At 54.2% G+C, this 14,237-nt stretch carries 11 protein-coding genes; 1 reads left to right on the top strand and 10 read right to left on the bottom strand.

Annotation, left to right across the window (positions count from 1 at the left end):
* Positions 1-71: 71 nt before the first annotated feature.
* The 4 genes from SH139x_RS10985 to SH139x_RS10970 are packed head-to-tail and all read right to left on the bottom strand — an operon-like array spanning position 72 to position 3,890.
* Positions 72-1,376: an HlyD family secretion protein gene (locus SH139x_RS10985; protein ID WP_488355269.1), complete on the bottom strand. Its 1,305-nt coding sequence runs from the start codon at positions 1,374-1,376 to the stop codon at positions 72-74.
* Positions 1,373-1,648 carry a DUF3302 domain-containing protein gene (locus SH139x_RS10980; RefSeq protein ID WP_488355268.1) on the bottom strand — a complete coding sequence of 92 codons (276 nt, stop codon included), beginning with the start codon at positions 1,646-1,648 and terminating at the stop codon, positions 1,373-1,375. The genes SH139x_RS10985 and SH139x_RS10980 overlap by 4 nt, the downstream gene beginning before the upstream one ends.
* A gap of 42 nt (positions 1,649-1,690) precedes the next feature.
* Complete coding sequence (locus SH139x_RS10975) at positions 1,691-3,274, bottom strand: DUF1254 domain-containing protein (RefSeq protein WP_488355267.1); 1,584 nt, start codon at positions 3,272-3,274, stop codon at positions 1,691-1,693.
* A gap of 40 nt (positions 3,275-3,314) precedes the next feature.
* Entirely contained in the window at positions 3,315-3,890 is a 576-nt protein-coding gene (locus tag SH139x_RS10970) for a TetR/AcrR family transcriptional regulator (RefSeq protein WP_488355266.1), read from the bottom strand.
* Positions 3,891-4,745: 855 nt separating this feature from the next.
* Between SH139x_RS10970 and SH139x_RS10965 the strand changes: the two genes are divergently transcribed.
* Positions 4,746-4,982: a terminase gpA endonuclease subunit gene (locus tag SH139x_RS10965; RefSeq protein WP_488355265.1), complete on the top strand. Its 237-nt coding sequence runs from the start codon at positions 4,746-4,748 to the stop codon at positions 4,980-4,982.
* Between the two features lie 221 nt (positions 4,983-5,203).
* Here SH139x_RS10965 and SH139x_RS10960 read toward each other — a convergent pair whose 3' ends face one another.
* The 6 genes from SH139x_RS10960 to SH139x_RS10935 form a co-directional block, all read right to left on the bottom strand.
* Complete coding sequence (locus SH139x_RS10960) at positions 5,204-8,317, bottom strand: efflux RND transporter permease subunit (RefSeq protein ID WP_488355264.1); 3,114 nt, start codon at positions 8,315-8,317, stop codon at positions 5,204-5,206.
* Complete coding sequence (locus SH139x_RS10955; RefSeq protein WP_488355263.1) at positions 8,314-9,696, bottom strand: efflux RND transporter periplasmic adaptor subunit; 1,383 nt, start codon at positions 9,694-9,696, stop codon at positions 8,314-8,316. Before SH139x_RS10955 ends, SH139x_RS10960 begins: the two co-directional genes overlap by 4 nt.
* A 51-nt stretch (positions 9,697-9,747) precedes the next feature.
* Positions 9,748-10,386 carry a hypothetical protein gene (locus SH139x_RS10950; RefSeq protein ID WP_488355262.1) on the bottom strand — a complete coding sequence of 213 codons (639 nt, stop codon included), beginning with the start codon at positions 10,384-10,386 and terminating at the stop codon, positions 9,748-9,750.
* Positions 10,387-10,672: 286 nt separating this feature from the next.
* Complete coding sequence (locus tag SH139x_RS10945) at positions 10,673-11,281, bottom strand: hypothetical protein (RefSeq protein ID WP_488355261.1); 609 nt, start codon at positions 11,279-11,281, stop codon at positions 10,673-10,675.
* Positions 11,282-11,530: 249 nt separating this feature from the next.
* Positions 11,531-12,901, bottom strand: a complete 1,371-nt coding sequence (locus SH139x_RS10940; protein WP_488355260.1) for a dockerin type I domain-containing protein — start codon at positions 12,899-12,901, stop codon at positions 11,531-11,533.
* A gap of 524 nt (positions 12,902-13,425) precedes the next feature.
* Complete coding sequence (locus SH139x_RS10935; RefSeq protein WP_488355259.1) at positions 13,426-13,761, bottom strand: hypothetical protein; 336 nt, start codon at positions 13,759-13,761, stop codon at positions 13,426-13,428.
* Positions 13,762-14,237 lie beyond the last annotated feature (476 nt).

Raw genomic sequence — 14,237 nt, 5'->3', positions numbered from 1 at the left:
TGGCTTTTCTTGTATGGCATGGACGGACGGCATTGATGGCCACTGGCCATCTCTGTTGAGTAGGTTCAGGATCAAAGGATGTAGTTGATGAACGTCTCCATGCGAATCATCACACGGCGTATCAAGTGAGTTGCTATTGCCTGATCGGTGTAGATCGTTGCCGTTCCGGTCGAACCGCCTGGTAATTCGCTAATGTCGATATCTGTTTCATCGAGTTTCAGAACAACTCCGAATGGAAGGGTCTTCTGGCTCCGCGAAGGCGCGGTGGCTATCGTTCCGGTCGGCTGAAGCTGTCCCTCTGGGGTGATATAGGCAATCCGATCCACCGTCGCGGAAAATGTGCGACCCGGGTAAAGTTTCAACACGACTTCTGCTTTTTGTCCCGGCTTCACATGACGCAATCTGTTCTGATCTATGCCAACGGCGATCTGGGCGCTAGATGAATCGACGAAAGCCATCCACGTGCGGCCGGGAAACGCGGCCACGCGCTGACCTGGCAGCAGTGTCATCCCAATCACTAAACCGTCCGACGGAGCAACGACGGTGGTTTGTGAAAGGTTGAATTGCGCGGTCGCCAATTGAGCTCGCAGTTGGACAACTTGTGTGTTTTCACCATTGATCGTGGATGCAATCGCAAGCTCGGCTTTCTGCTTTGCCGCTTGAGCCGCCTTCAACCTCTCTTGCGCCTCAACGACACTCGTGTTGACGCCATCAATCGTAGACTCCAGCGCAAGTTGTGCCTGTTGGCGCAAAGCCTCGGCTGCGTCGACGGACGCGATTGCCAATTCAAGGTTCCGCTGTTTGGTTTCGGCTTCTTGTTCTGAGGTCGCAGTTCTGACAAGCAACTCTTGGGCACGCGAGTTTTCCGATTTTGCCAACTCAAGCTGAGTCCGAGATTTCGCAACGCTGGCCTTCGTCGCTACGAGCGCTGATTCAAGGGAGGCGGCTTGTTGTTTCGCGGCCACGATGGCCGCTTCGGCCTGGGCGACGTTCGCGTCCGCTCCCGCCAAGTCAGCGGGGAGCATTTTGGCTGTTTGCTCGGCTTCCTTGACGGCCGCCAACAGTCGATCCACTTCGATTTGAAACGGCTGTGGATCAAGGCGAAACAACACGTCACCTTTGCTGATTGGCTTACTGCCTTGGGCGTTGACTTCGACCACTTCACCGCTGACGTTGGGAACGATTTCGACCACCATCCGATAGACGTTAACTGCACCTGACGGTGCACCCCATTGCATCGGAATGAAGAGCACCACCAACAGCATCACCATCCAAAGCAGCGGCGAGAGTTTCCAGAACAAATTGAAGCGGACAACATTCAACTTGACCAAAATGGCTAACAGCGCCACGTAAATCAGGGTTAGGAAAAGAATCATAGTACGTCCCCTTTCGCCGAATTGGCGGCGTCTTTGGCCTCAGCGTTCTGAGCGTCTGCCGATATGCAGTATGCCCAGATGAACGCCACCGGTAGCAGTAGCCCCATGGTGATGACGCCCCACCATCCACAAGCGCTGACAGCATCGGCTTGCGGGTGGTTGCGCTGGCGAGCGATCCGACCAGGCATCATTCCCAGCAAAACCCATGCGCCGACCAGCGCCAGCCCCAGCACCAAGAGAATGGTGATTGCAAAAACATCAAGAAATTCCATCGCTGCGTTCCCCTCGTTCTTCAGACCTGAGTCGACGCCAAATCACTTCACCAACTCGATTTCGCCAGGTCGCCAGGTCTTGTTGAACCATGGCTCGGTGGGGCTGTAGAGACGCAAGAGACAAAACCATCCCTTGCCGGGAACCGTCTGAGTCCAGTTCGCTTCTTTGCCAGCCGGGGCTTTGGGGCCGAAGTAAAGATCGATCGATCCGTCCTCGTTGGCGATCAACTTGTCGCGCTGGCTTTGCTTGCTTGGGAATGTCTGGTCCGTCTGGAGCATGGAACGGGTCTGTGGATCATAAACACAAACCGACCAGAATTTCAGGGCGGGAGCATCCTTGGGAATGTTCAGTTTGTAGGTCATGCTGCCGTCGAGATAGTTACCAGCAGAGTCTCGATAGCCCCAGGCGTATTGCGATCCCGCGCCGACCAACTTCATCGCCATCGCCGGTGTGTTCACCGTGGCGAAATAGTAGAAGCTGGTCCTCGCATCCAGATTGCGCCCGCCTGCGCCCTCGTCCTTGAGAAACTGATAGTTATCGCCTGGGTAACCTCGCTTCCAATAGCTGCCTTCGTAGAGGAATTCGTCCTTGTTGCGTTCATCCCAAAGGAGGGCGCGTGAAGTCGCGTTGGCCACCGCCACCGCTTCGGTCATGATCTGCTTCATCCTCGCGTCCGGAGTGAAAGGCTTACCTTTTTCGATTCCGATGGATGCGAAGAGTCCGCGCAGCTCGGGGTCAAGCATCTCGACGGGTTCACGGTCGATGACGTTATGGAGCTCTTCATAGAACTCGAAATTGTTGGCGTGAATCGTGTTGAATGACTTGCCGGAGCCGCTGATGAATTCCATCTTTGGTGGATTGTCCTTCATGGCTAGAGGGTAGATCTTCAGGCCATCTCGCCACATCTTCGCGGCGGCATCCGGCTGGCCATCGACGAGGAATCCACGCAAGCCAATCCAAGCCGCATAGCTGCTGGACTTGGCGACGAAGTAAGTCTCACCGTCGACCACCTGAGCCTTGCCGCCGATGGGACCCTCCAGGTCGCCTTCGTAGTCGGGTGGCAGGATCAGATACTTGCCACCTTTGCCCCTGTCCGGTCCGGGGGCACCCATGTCGACCACGAAGCGAAAGAAGGCATCGTTCACCGTGCCTGGGCCGGCACCCGCCGGGATCTCGACCACCGTTGGTCCATCCTTTTTGAGGTCGAGAATGGGGATGGCGTAAACCGTGCTCGTGTTGCCGGTGAGAAACAACGCCTTGCTGTCCATCAGCTCGTCGAAGTAGAGGACCTGGTTCGATTTCGTTTGCCCGAGAGACGCCGCACCAAGACGGAGCGCTTCAATCGAGGCAGCGGGGATCCCGTTCAGGAAGGCCTCCTTGGCCCGTGAGAAGTCAAGATGATCGTAGACCAGTTGCGAGGTCTCCTTCGTGGGGATGCCATCGAAGAATTCAAGGGTGCCGATTCGCGTTTCGACTCGGTCCGGCGTGGTGACGGATTCTGGAATCTCTGTCGTCATCTTCATTTTCGGCGTCTGCGCCCAAACCGGAGCAGAGATGACAGTCGACAGCAACGTTGCCTTCACGATGGCGTTCAAGATGCTCTTCATTTGTTTCATGTTCATCATTTGTCCTTTGTTGTTTCCAACTTTGTCGTGTTTCTCAAGTTCACTGTTTACTATGCAGTTTTCGCGGAAGCTCGCCATACAAAGTCGAAACCCAGATGTGGTGCAACGTTTTGAGCACAGCTTTTGGGTCGCCTTGTGGCCGTCGGCCGAAATGCTCGATAAGCAGGGCTGCATCAAGTGAATTCAATGCATTGGCAATTCGTCTCGCATCGAGTGATTTGGAAATCAATCCCTCCCGCTGTTGAGATTTGATTCGAGCTTCGACCTGGTCGTCCCAGAGTCCCATGAACGCGGACCATGTCTGTTCGAGCCGTTCGTCGAGGGGCGCTGCTTCAGAGACCGCTCGAAAAACGGGCCCGTGGTCGACACAAGTTTGCACCACTCCCTTGAGAGATTTCCTCAGCGCGGCGATCGGTTCACCCTCGCCGTTGATCCAGGGATTAGCCGTCTGATGCATCACCGCCTCAACCTCGCTCAGCAGCGACTCGATCAATTGATGGAGATCCTTGAAATACTGGTAGAACGCCGGACGGCTGAGCGGTGTATGAGCCATCAGTTCGCCGATCGTCAAATCACGGAAGTTATGCTCCCATAAGAATCGGACAGCACTGTCCATAATCTCTCGCCGGGCCTCATCCGGAGAGTGGCGGCGCGCACGTTTTCGCTGCTTTGGTGATAAACGAGGAGATTTGTTCGAAGATGCTGACATGGTTTCAGTATCGTAGTGACACCGTGTCAGGATGTCAAATTAAATCGTCTGCATTAATTCGCCAAACGCGGGATTCGCCATTTAGCCACCGTTGGAGCGTGATTTCGCATTGCCTTCCCTCACCGAAGCCAGGAGGTTGGGACCGATTGAGCGAAGCCATCCCTCGATGACCCAGCGGAACTGATACAGAGAGACGCCGGAGAGGTTGGGCCCGAATTGAGGTGGCCGAGGGCTGAGCGTGCGCATCGATCCAGTTGCGCGCGAAGTCGGGAGAGAGACATAGGTCTTCGCCAAAGCCTCGCAAATCCTTGCGAATAATGGGGATAAGAGGCCCCGTCTCTCCGCTAGCGCAACAAGAAACCCCACGGTGGCGATCTTTCGCTACCGTGGGGTTCAAGTTGCGGGGACAGGATTCGGACCTGTGATTGCGAGGTCATGAACGGCCCTGAGGCCCCCAACATTTCGCTGCGTCGGTGAAATTGACCTCCTGCAAATGGCGATGAGCGTTCGGCGCGGCGGGTGGACCAGCCGCCAGCTCGGAGACTTTCGGAAAAATGCTGTCGGTATCCCACACCGAAGCGACTTTTCACGATCCTGTTCGGTGCTCCGGCCTCCGACGCCGGGTGATCGCGGGTGGCAGTTCAATGGGTTTAGACACTCCGTGCACACTGGTTAACCAACGCGATCGTGGATGCTTGGTTTTTCGTAGCCTTCTTGTAGCGTCGACGATGCGTCATTGGCGATCGCTTTGACCAACACCGCATGTTCGCCGAGCAAGTCACCGCTGAGTACTTCGTCCGCACCGAAGGCCGCAGCCGAACAGTCGACGAATGGAAAGCCCGCCCCGAACAACCCGACAACCACTGGCTCGACTGCCTCGTCGGTTCCGCCGTCGCCGCCTCGATGCAGGGAGCGTTGTTGTTCGGAACCGATCGACCATCTGCACCGGAGCGTGAACGGGTTAGTTTCAGAGAACTTCAACGCAGAAAGCGAAGCTAACTTTTCAGCTCGCCAATTTACCCCGAACGACGAAAGCGACGCTCCGAAGTCGGCCGCCGGTAGACGGAATCGTCGGGGCTCGAAACTGCTTCGGTGTCTCGCACCGCCGACAATTTGCGGAACTCCTTCGTGCGGTATGTTGGTCCAACCGCCGCGTTGAATACGGACAGCAACCGATTCTGATGATGGCTAAGATTCAGCCATTAAGTTTCGAGGTCCACTTAGTCTTGCGGCTCGACACGGCGACCTAAACGATTGCGTGAACTTGCGAGTCCGAGGTCCTCGAGAATGACGTAGAGGCATGGGATGACGAGCAGGACTAGAACGGTGGACGCCATTAGCCCCGCTGTGATGCTGACGGCTAGTGGAATCAGCACCTGAGCCTGAAGGCTTTGCTCTGCAAGAAGTGGGAGTAGTCCAGCGATCGTGGTCAGCGATGTGATGAAGATCGCTCGGAATCGCTGTCGACTGGCGAGTGCAGCGGCACGCTGAATGTCGTTTCCCTGTTCACGGGCGCGTTTGATGAACAGGACCAGTAAGATGGAATCGTTGACCACGATCCCGGATAGCGATACGAATCCCAAGAGACTGGGCATGGAAATATCAATCCCAAGAATAAGGTGCCCGATGATCACGCCGATTAGGGCGAACGGGATTGCCGCCATCACAATCAACGGCTCGACGTAGCTTCTGAACTGGAAGCTTAACAGGATGAAGACGCCCAAGACCCCAACGATCATTGCTTGCCCCATCGAGCTGGTCGTCTTTGCCGACTCTGTATGCTCTCCTTCGATTGAGATCGAGACCGACGGATGCTCGAAGAGGTAAGTCAGCATGAAACCGTCCTCGAACTGATTAACGATCGAGGCGGTGTTTGCCAGACGCGTGTCTACGTCGCCACGAACCGTTACCGTCCGTAGGCCATCCACGCGTGAAACCCGCGACCACCCTCGCTCGACTTCAATATCGACGATAGATCCGAGTGGGACTTGCTTTCCATCGGGCAACACAATTAGAAAGGATGACAGCTCTTCAAGACTGTCGCGGTCAGGTTCACGCAGTCGTACATCAATCTCGTAGGACTCGCCTTGAACCAAAATTTTATCGACAATCTCACCTTGCAAGGCGGCACGCAGTTGGCTCGATATGCTTGCTGCATCCAAATTCAGACCAGCCGTTCCATCCCGCATCCGCAGTCGCATCTCGGGTTTGCCGACTCGAAGGTCATCCGACAAATTGTTGACGCCTTCATAAGTTGATAGTTCAGCAATCACGCCGGTTGCGGCAGTTTTGAGCGTCGCAATATCTGTATGTTGAATGCGGATTTCGATGGGACGCCCAGCGGGCCCGAAGGAAGGTTCTGTGTATGTCAGACTCAAGACATCCGCCTGCTCGCCGACCTCGGTTCGCCAAGCATCAAGCACCTCGTCAATACGAGCGTCTCGAATTTCTGCACTCAGTAAATTGGCATAGACGGTGGCGACATGCGGTCCATTCTCAAATGCGTCTGAGTTCTGGTTGAACTGGGCGTAGGTTGTTTGAACGAGTTGTTGATTGTCTGGCTGACGATCTGCGAATCGATCGTTCACTCGATCTAATGCACCTGTGATGTCGCCGACAATGGTTTCTGTGCGTGAGAGTGGCGTCCCCTGGGGAAGCAGAAGTCTTGCGACCACAACATCTCCATCTAATTCCGGGAAGGCTTGGAACCGTACCACGCCACCGGCCCACAACCCTAGCGAAACGAGAAAGACTCCCGCGACGGAGCCCAACCACAGGAAACGCCATCGAAGAAGCGCATCGACAGCACGGCCAACGATGGCTTCTCGTAGGAATTCAATGAAGCGTTCAAAGCGGCGTCGAATGATCCCAGGTTGCTTTTCATGATGCAGCGAATGACCGAGGTGGGCGGGAAGAATACAAAACGCTTCGATCAGGCTCACCGCCATGACAACAATCAGGATGATTGGAATCACCTTGAGCACTTTGCCGATGTTACCCGACAGAAACGCCAATGGTCCAAGCACACAAATGGTCGTTACAAAAGACGAGAAAACGCCTGCCGCGACTTCGGAAACTCCTTCGATAGCCGCTTCCATCGCCGGTTTTCCGCGCTCTCGATGAGCTGCGATATTCTCGGCGATGACAATGCCATCATCCATCAACAATCCGAGGGCAAGAAGCATGCCGACCATCGTCATCATGTTGATGGTAAGGTCGAGGTGCGGGAGGAAAAAGAAAGCCCCAAGAAACGAGACCGGCAGGCTCATCACAACCCAGAATGAAAGACGGACGTTGAAGAACATCCACATCGCAAGAAAGACGAGCAATACGCCTTGCAATCCGTTCTTCACCAGCATTTGCAATCGGTCGCGTACCAGTGTCGAACCATCGCGTGTCACCAGGAGTTCGACGTTCGGCTGCCGTAGACGTTCATCGGCAACGAATTGTTTCACCGCATCCGCAACACGAATCGCATCTTGATTGGAAGTTTTGCTGACATTGACCAAGCCCGCGCGACGGCCCTTCACCCATACTTTGTCTTCGTCGAGTTCGAACAGATCGGCAACCTGGCCGACATCGCGGAGTCGCACGTCGGTTCCACCCTCCGAACCCAGAATCACCAGGTCTTCAAGTTCTGACGGTGAACGTCGCTGTTCAACGAAACGCACAAGAATGTCTTGATCGCGCGTTTGAATCGCTCCCGAGGGCAAATCGACGCTTTGTCGGCTAACGATACTCGCAACATCGGAAACGCTTAAATTGTATCGCTGCAGCTCAGTGGCCGACAATTCGATACGAAGCTGATGATCTGAAAATCCCTTCACTTCAACCAACGAGATTTCGTCAATCTGTTGCAGTCGCCGCTTGAGGTCCTCGCAATACGCTTTGAGGTCGGGCGGAGTCATCGCTCCGGTTACCAGCATACCGATTACGAAATCGGTTGTATTGAGTTGCGTAATGATCGCTTCTTCGGCGTCGGTCGGAAAATTGTCGATCGATGCGATTGCCGAATCAATTTCGTCTTTGAAAGCTGGGAAATCTCCGGCGTCGTCCATTTCTACCGTGACCGTGCCAACTCCTTCGCGAGCATCGGAGCGTGTTTCCAAGATGAATTTGACGCCGTCCAAAGCGTCTTCGATTCTTTGACAGATCCCATCCTCGACTTCCTGGGCCGTCGCCCCCGGATAAACGACTCGGATCTCAAGTTCACTCGCCGTAAAATCGGGAAAGGTTTCGCGACGAAGACTGCCGAAGCTGAATAGCCCCGCAGCGAGAAACATTAGCATCAAGAGGTTGGCGGCTGTCGGATGTCTGGCAAAGAAGCTGATCACTCGGTAGATCTCCTCGCGGAAGCCTCCCGAGTGAGTCTCCCTAGCAGGTCCGCATCCTCAACCGGCTCCACCAACATGCCTTCAATTGCTGGCGTTGCGTCCGAAACGACCAGGATGTCTCCGCTTTGAAGTCCAGAACGCAAGCAGACAAAACCCGCTTGGCTAAAATCGACTTCGACCTCCTGACGTCGTAATCGATTTTCCTGATCCAAAATGTAAACATGTCCCTGCGTGAGCGCCGAACGCGGGATCACGATGCGTCGCTCGCGCTCCGGTGCACGAAGTTCAACTTCGCAGTACATCCCGCGCACGAGTGCAGGACGTTGGCCAGGAATGATCTTTTCGTAGGGTTCATCAACGACAACGACGATTCCCAGCGTTCGAGTTTGGGTATCGAATTGCTCACGTAACCGTCCAACCCGCCCGTCCCATTCGGCGACCGTGTCACCGCTGCGGAGTCGAACCGTAACGCTCAGGTCCATCACCTCACGGATTTGCTCTGGCGACAAACTTCCTGGCATCAAAGTTGCGTTTTCCAAATCAACCAACCTTTGTGCATCATGGGGAGCTACCTGAGCATCCAATTCGACGGCTGCCGTGCTCAGGGCCTCAAAGAGAACTTCGCCAGCACCAAGAAACTGGCCAATCTCGATACTTAAGTCGCCAAGCCGGCAATCGAATGGAGCGACAATCTTCGTCTTCTCCAAATCGATCTTTGCCTGTTGCAGTTTTGTTTCCTTGACCGCAACAGTTGCCTGAAGCGACTTACGTTGGGAAGGAATCAGGCTGATTGAGTTCTCGAGATTCTGCACGCTTTGACGCTGTGCCAGATACTCACGCTCCTTGGCATCCACCTCCGAATCCGATGTTGCATTGGTTCGGTTCAAAGTGCGAAGTCGTCCAAGCTCCTTTTCGATTAAAGCAAGTGACGCTTGCTCGATGGCCAATGAAGCCGAGTAGTTTTCCGTTTGTGCTTGCAACTCGGCCAGTTGCGCGTTGGCCTGCTCAATGTCAGCTTCAAGCTGCGCGACCGCGAGTTCGTATTCAATGGGATCGATTCGCAGCAACTCCTCGCCGGCGTTAATCAATCCGCCAGACGCGAGTCGATCATGAACCATGATCACTCGGCCTTTCACTTCAGCGATTGCCCGCCAAATCTGTTCCGGCTCGACCGTCCCGTGTCCAATCACAATCGGTACGGTATCCATCTTAGCGACACTCATGACGCGAAGGACACGACTTGCTTCCAACAAGTCACGCCTGGCAGGTGGCTCGCCCCGCCATACCATCCAACCGTAAAAGACGAGGCCGAGTACGATTGGTGGGAAAATGAGAAGCTTCTTTGCACTCGCCCGACCATCCCAGAGTCGCATCTTCATAAAGCAGAAACCATTGCGTAATCGACTCCTGAAATGATCAACGGACGGGCCCTATTCTTCTATCTTCCGCATCTCGAAACGCCAGCGTTTGACTTTTTTGCCAGCGGAAAACTCTTCGTAGTTGCCGGACCAGACTCCGTTCTTCTTTTGCGGATCAGGTGTCACGCTCACGAGCCCAGAAAGCGGATACTGGTCATCTTGGTCAAACTGGTACTTGTATTTGTTTGATCCACCTTTTGAGATGTCACCAATTCGCTCACCACCAGATTGCTCATCTTCTTTCCGATTCAACTTCTGGGAAAGGCGGTTTCGAAGTTGCGACTGTAGACCTTCTTTTTGGAGATTCTCATTGCCGATTTTCTCGCGAGCTTCCTCTCCGTCTTCTTCCTTGTTCTCTTGGTTGTGAAACTTTACCTTCCCAACAGCGAAGACGGACGACTGCTTGACACGAATCTTTCCTGTCATATGCACGGCTTTCGCGAGATCCTTCTCCGTGTGATCGAAGACCTTGAACTCCCAGATGGCACCCTCGACATCCTGTCGTTTGTCGTTCGACTCGGTGCTAGTCTGTTGCCCCGGTGCAACGACGATCCGTCCCGCTGGTTTCTTTCCGCGAAGCGGGCCCTGCGCGAATCCAATGTTGCAAGAAGCGACCAACGCGACGGAGGCGATCAAAAGCGATTTAAGCATTTCGGTTTCCTAGTTTTTCAAGAAGTGAAGGTATTGTTCGAAGACGCCGTTGGTTGATTCGGCTTCCTTGGTCGGTGATTGTGTGTTCGGGCCAAGTGTTTTTCAAAGACATCTTGGTTCCTGCGCCTTAAGGATAGCCAAATGGTGTTTCGGATGTCACTCGAGGTGAGCGTGTTCTGGGAGATTCCTCTTGACGAACACTGTATCTTCATGAGTCGGACCCGGATTCTCAGCATGTCGAACAAAGCTGTTGGGACTGCGGCTCGCTTGACACCGGGCCGATCAGCTACTGATTCTCCGTTCTGAGGTAAGTTGACTTCCAGCGCACCGCTTTCTCGATTTTAGCTACCATGAGCGTCGTTTCGAGGAGTAGTTGCGTTCCATCGTCTGACACCGTGTACACGATGGTCTGAACGCCGTTTTGTCCTTGGCTCTCGACTGTCAATTTCCCATCTTTTCGCTTGGCCCGGATCGTCGCAGTCTCCCCTTGATTTTTCACCTGGATAGGTGAACCGTCCGTCTGAAATTTAATGCGTCGTTTTTCTACCTCAATTGCGACCTGATGTCCGCCATCTGTTATCTCGAGCGTAGCTTTTGGCTTGGTCTTCTCTCGCAACAAGTCACGTGCCCGTCCCCGCATCAGAAAGTTGAGTCCATCAGTCGCTTTATCAATTGCCGTAAGTCGTGCGTCCTCGTTTTTTTTCTCAGATGCATATTTCCAATTTCCGGTAAGCGTTGCATCTTGCGCAACGCAGTCTTGGAGTGGGGACAAGATGAAACACAGCGCTGTTAGGGAAAGCAATGCGTACGGTGGCCGGGGCCAGCGGTTCCCAGCCCATAACGTTGCACGTTGAATTGTATCCATTGAATATTGGACTTGTTCCTTCGTTTGCATTCTTAAATATCCTTTTCGGATAGGCTCTAAATAAGTTTCCATGTTGTGAGACCAGCGCAAATTTGCCCTGGCAGGGTGTCGATTAATTTGACTGCGTGCAATTTCAATTCGTTGTCGAGACGCCGTGTGAGTCATGAAATGCAAAGCAGAACCGTTGTTTACAGAACTGCTTCGCTTGTAGGTATCTCGCGAAGAGGATTTCAGGTGGAAGCTGAACCGCATCGCTTTGCTAAGCCATGTTTCAATGCGCTATACGAGAAAAAAGAGTTCGTCTTCCTCGTCGTCGACATCATCAAGGCCACGAGCAAACACATCGTCGATGGCGGCAGCACCCATCGGGGCGACAATCGCAGGTGGTGGTGCTGACCGTCGGTTCATCGAGTTGATGACCTGCAGTGCGTCGATGGCTGTCACTTGTCCATCAAGATTGACATCGACGAGTTCGTCGTACCCTTTATCAGGATCGTTGATCGCGTTGATCACCAATAGAGCGTCCACTGCGGAAAAGGCACCATCACGATTCACATCCTGACGTCCCAATGATGAGACGAGTGGAGCACCGAGCGTCGGTTGAGCCGTATTCGGCGATAGGCTTTCTTGAAGCCACACAGGAATCTCGCCATCAAAACGTTCACTGACACGGTCGCGAATGTTGTTGGCCAGTTCACTGTTTTCGACTCGCTCACGAACGTTAGCGCGAGTGGCTTCGCGGTCGATCGAGCCGTCCTCATCACGGACCACGAACTCACTCGGATCGACTTCAACGCGATCAGCGATAGCACGAAGTCGATTCAGTGGCCCACCTGGGCGGCCGTCGATACCGCTTTCGCGTCGCTCGGCAACACGTTCCTGAAGCCGCTCAGGAATCTCGCCATCAAAACGTTCACTGACACGGTCGCGAATGCTGTTGGCAACTTCACTGTTCTCGACTCGCTCACGAACGTTAGCGCGAGTGGCTTCACGGTCGATCGAGCCGTCCTCATCACGAACGACGAACTCACTCGGATCGACTTCAACACGATCAGCAACGGCGCGAAGTCGATTCAGTGGTCCACCTTGGCGGCCGTCGATACCGCTTTCGCGTCGCTCGGCAACGCGTTCCTGAAGCCGCTCAGGAATCTCACCGTCAAAGCGGTTGCCAACTCTGGTTTCGACTCGTTCACGAACTGTCTCAAGTAGCGATGTTTCACTCGGCGAATCGTCCTGCTGCGACGGCTCGGTCGTGACCGGTTCCGACGCATCAGCCGTGCTTGGAGTTGGCATCAATGCCATGGGTTCCGTCGCAGGCACTTCGTTTGCAACCGAGTCCGTCGACGGATCGGTTTGCACGAACGTTTCCTGCAACCTTTGCTGAATAGCAGCCTGAGCAACCGGGTTGCCAGCGATCTGCTGTCGCATCGCCATCAACTGCTGTGTGCTCATTCCACTGGATCGGATTTGCGAGACGACGGCGCTAACATCAACGCCGCTGCTCTGAATTCGCAACAGCATGGCTGACCTAATGTCCGGCGAGATGCCAAGGTCGGCCGCCATGAGTTGCCGGCTTTCGAGGAACTCCGTCCCCAGCCGCCGCGAACTGCGATTTCGGCTTTGAAGTTTCGAAACTTGTTTTCTTTGCATCGAGTTTTCTTCACAATGCGAAAAGGACGGAGAATCCGAGCCGTTCACGAGGCGGGCTACGAACAAGATTCTTCCACACTCCCTCTCCGCACAGGACGTGCCAAAGCGATCGGCGAACCATGCTTTGAGTCCGTAAACGGTTGCTCGAAAAGGACTTGCGGACAACCGCTGATTCTTGTCGGGCTTATGCTGGACTTCGCATTGACTAAATACGAGCGCCCAGATCTGTGCGCCGTCGATATTTGTGCGCTTCTCTTTGGTAGATTCGGTCCCTGAGATGGGTTGTTCTTCAAGGTAAAACGTCGGGAGTCGTTCTGGCTTTGGTGGCCAGTGTGGCTTGCACTCTCGGCCGGGAGCCCAACGCGATCCGCCCCAGGACGACCTAGAGGCTACTGGCTAAGTTACGGAATCAATCGTCCCAAGCGGCTGGTAATCGAGTTTGAAATCGACCGCTGAAAGCTGGAGTCCGCGAACAGCAAATTCATCCCGCGAAGGTCGCTTTACGAACACGCTCGCGGGACTGTCTAGACTGCATCGTCGCTAGATTTCTTGCTGCTAACGACCACCGCCGCTACAAGGTTGACGCCAATGGGAATGCCAACCAAAAGCAGTGCAGCGACGACAAGTGGGCCGCGAATTGCTCCGTAGAGAATCATCGCAGCGATGCGGCTGGCAAGCGTCGCATTGGCAATGAATGAAGCAAGGCGTAGAGTCAAGGCTAATACGATCGGTGCCCTGCACCAAAGTGCTGCCACGCCCAGAAGACCACACGTGAAAAAATGAATACCAAGAAAAAGGAAGAACTGGGGTGCGTCCGAGGGAATCGCGGCAAGGGCTCCGATGAGAACGCCAAACGCCATGAGTATTAAGTTTAGGCCAGCGGCAGGCTTCCTTGGAAGACTAGAATGTGGACGACATTCCGTTGCGTTCGTCGTTTCATTCGGAGGATAGTAAGGATTACTTGGCATGTTTATCAGCCTAGCCTAGAAGTTAGTTGAAGGCCAAAATTGCGTGTTCTCAAAACCTATTTCCGTGTGAAATCGGACAATCGTAAAGCTCCCTGGCTTCCACGTTCACAGATCGCAGCCTGTCCACCGACGGTAGCTCACTGGCGAAGACTTCTGAGGATACTGCCGTGAAAGCCGAGGGTGTTGACTGCCAAGTTGAGCACATCTGATTTCAACATCTACTGCTTAGTTGCGAGAATCGTCATCCGGCTACTCCAGCCGCTTCTTGACACTCTTAGGCAAGCGGCGGATGAGACGGTACCCACCGTAGTGGACGAGGCTACGAGTCGCCATTCCAAGAGTCCGCGCCGGGGACTCGTGACCTCGTC

The sequence above is a fragment of the Kothea flammea genome (assembly GCF_052161645.1).
Lineage (GTDB): Bacteria > Planctomycetota > Planctomycetia > Pirellulales > Pirellulaceae > Laterigemmans.
This window is presented reverse-complemented; position numbering and strand designations above follow the sequence as displayed.

What these genes read in the sequence shown, in the direction of transcription:
- SH139x_RS10985 (WP_488355269.1), bottom strand. Translation starts at nt 1,376, where the DNA reads ATGATTCTTTTCCTAACCCTGATTTACGTGGCGCTGTTAGCCATTTTG.
- SH139x_RS10980 (WP_488355268.1), bottom strand. Translation starts at nt 1,648, where the DNA reads ATGGAATTTCTTGATGTTTTTGCAATCACCATTCTCTTGGTGCTGGGG.
- SH139x_RS10975 (WP_488355267.1), bottom strand. Translation starts at nt 3,274, where the DNA reads ATGATGAACATGAAACAAATGAAGAGCATCTTGAACGCCATCGTGAAG.
- SH139x_RS10970 (WP_488355266.1), bottom strand. Translation starts at nt 3,890, where the DNA reads ATGGACAGTGCTGTCCGATTCTTATGGGAGCATAACTTCCGTGATTTG.
- SH139x_RS10965 (WP_488355265.1), top strand. Translation starts at nt 4,746, where the DNA reads ATGTTCGCCGAGCAAGTCACCGCTGAGTACTTCGTCCGCACCGAAGGC.
- SH139x_RS10955 (WP_488355263.1), bottom strand. Translation starts at nt 9,696, where the DNA reads ATGAAGATGCGACTCTGGGATGGTCGGGCGAGTGCAAAGAAGCTTCTC.
- SH139x_RS10950 (WP_488355262.1), bottom strand. Translation starts at nt 10,386, where the DNA reads ATGCTTAAATCGCTTTTGATCGCCTCCGTCGCGTTGGTCGCTTCTTGC.
- SH139x_RS10945 (WP_488355261.1), bottom strand. Translation starts at nt 11,281, where the DNA reads ATGCAAACGAAGGAACAAGTCCAATATTCAATGGATACAATTCAACGT.
- SH139x_RS10940 (WP_488355260.1), bottom strand. Translation starts at nt 12,901, where the DNA reads ATGCAAAGAAAACAAGTTTCGAAACTTCAAAGCCGAAATCGCAGTTCG.
- SH139x_RS10935 (WP_488355259.1), bottom strand. Translation starts at nt 13,761, where the DNA reads ATGGCGTTTGGCGTTCTCATCGGAGCCCTTGCCGCGATTCCCTCGGAC.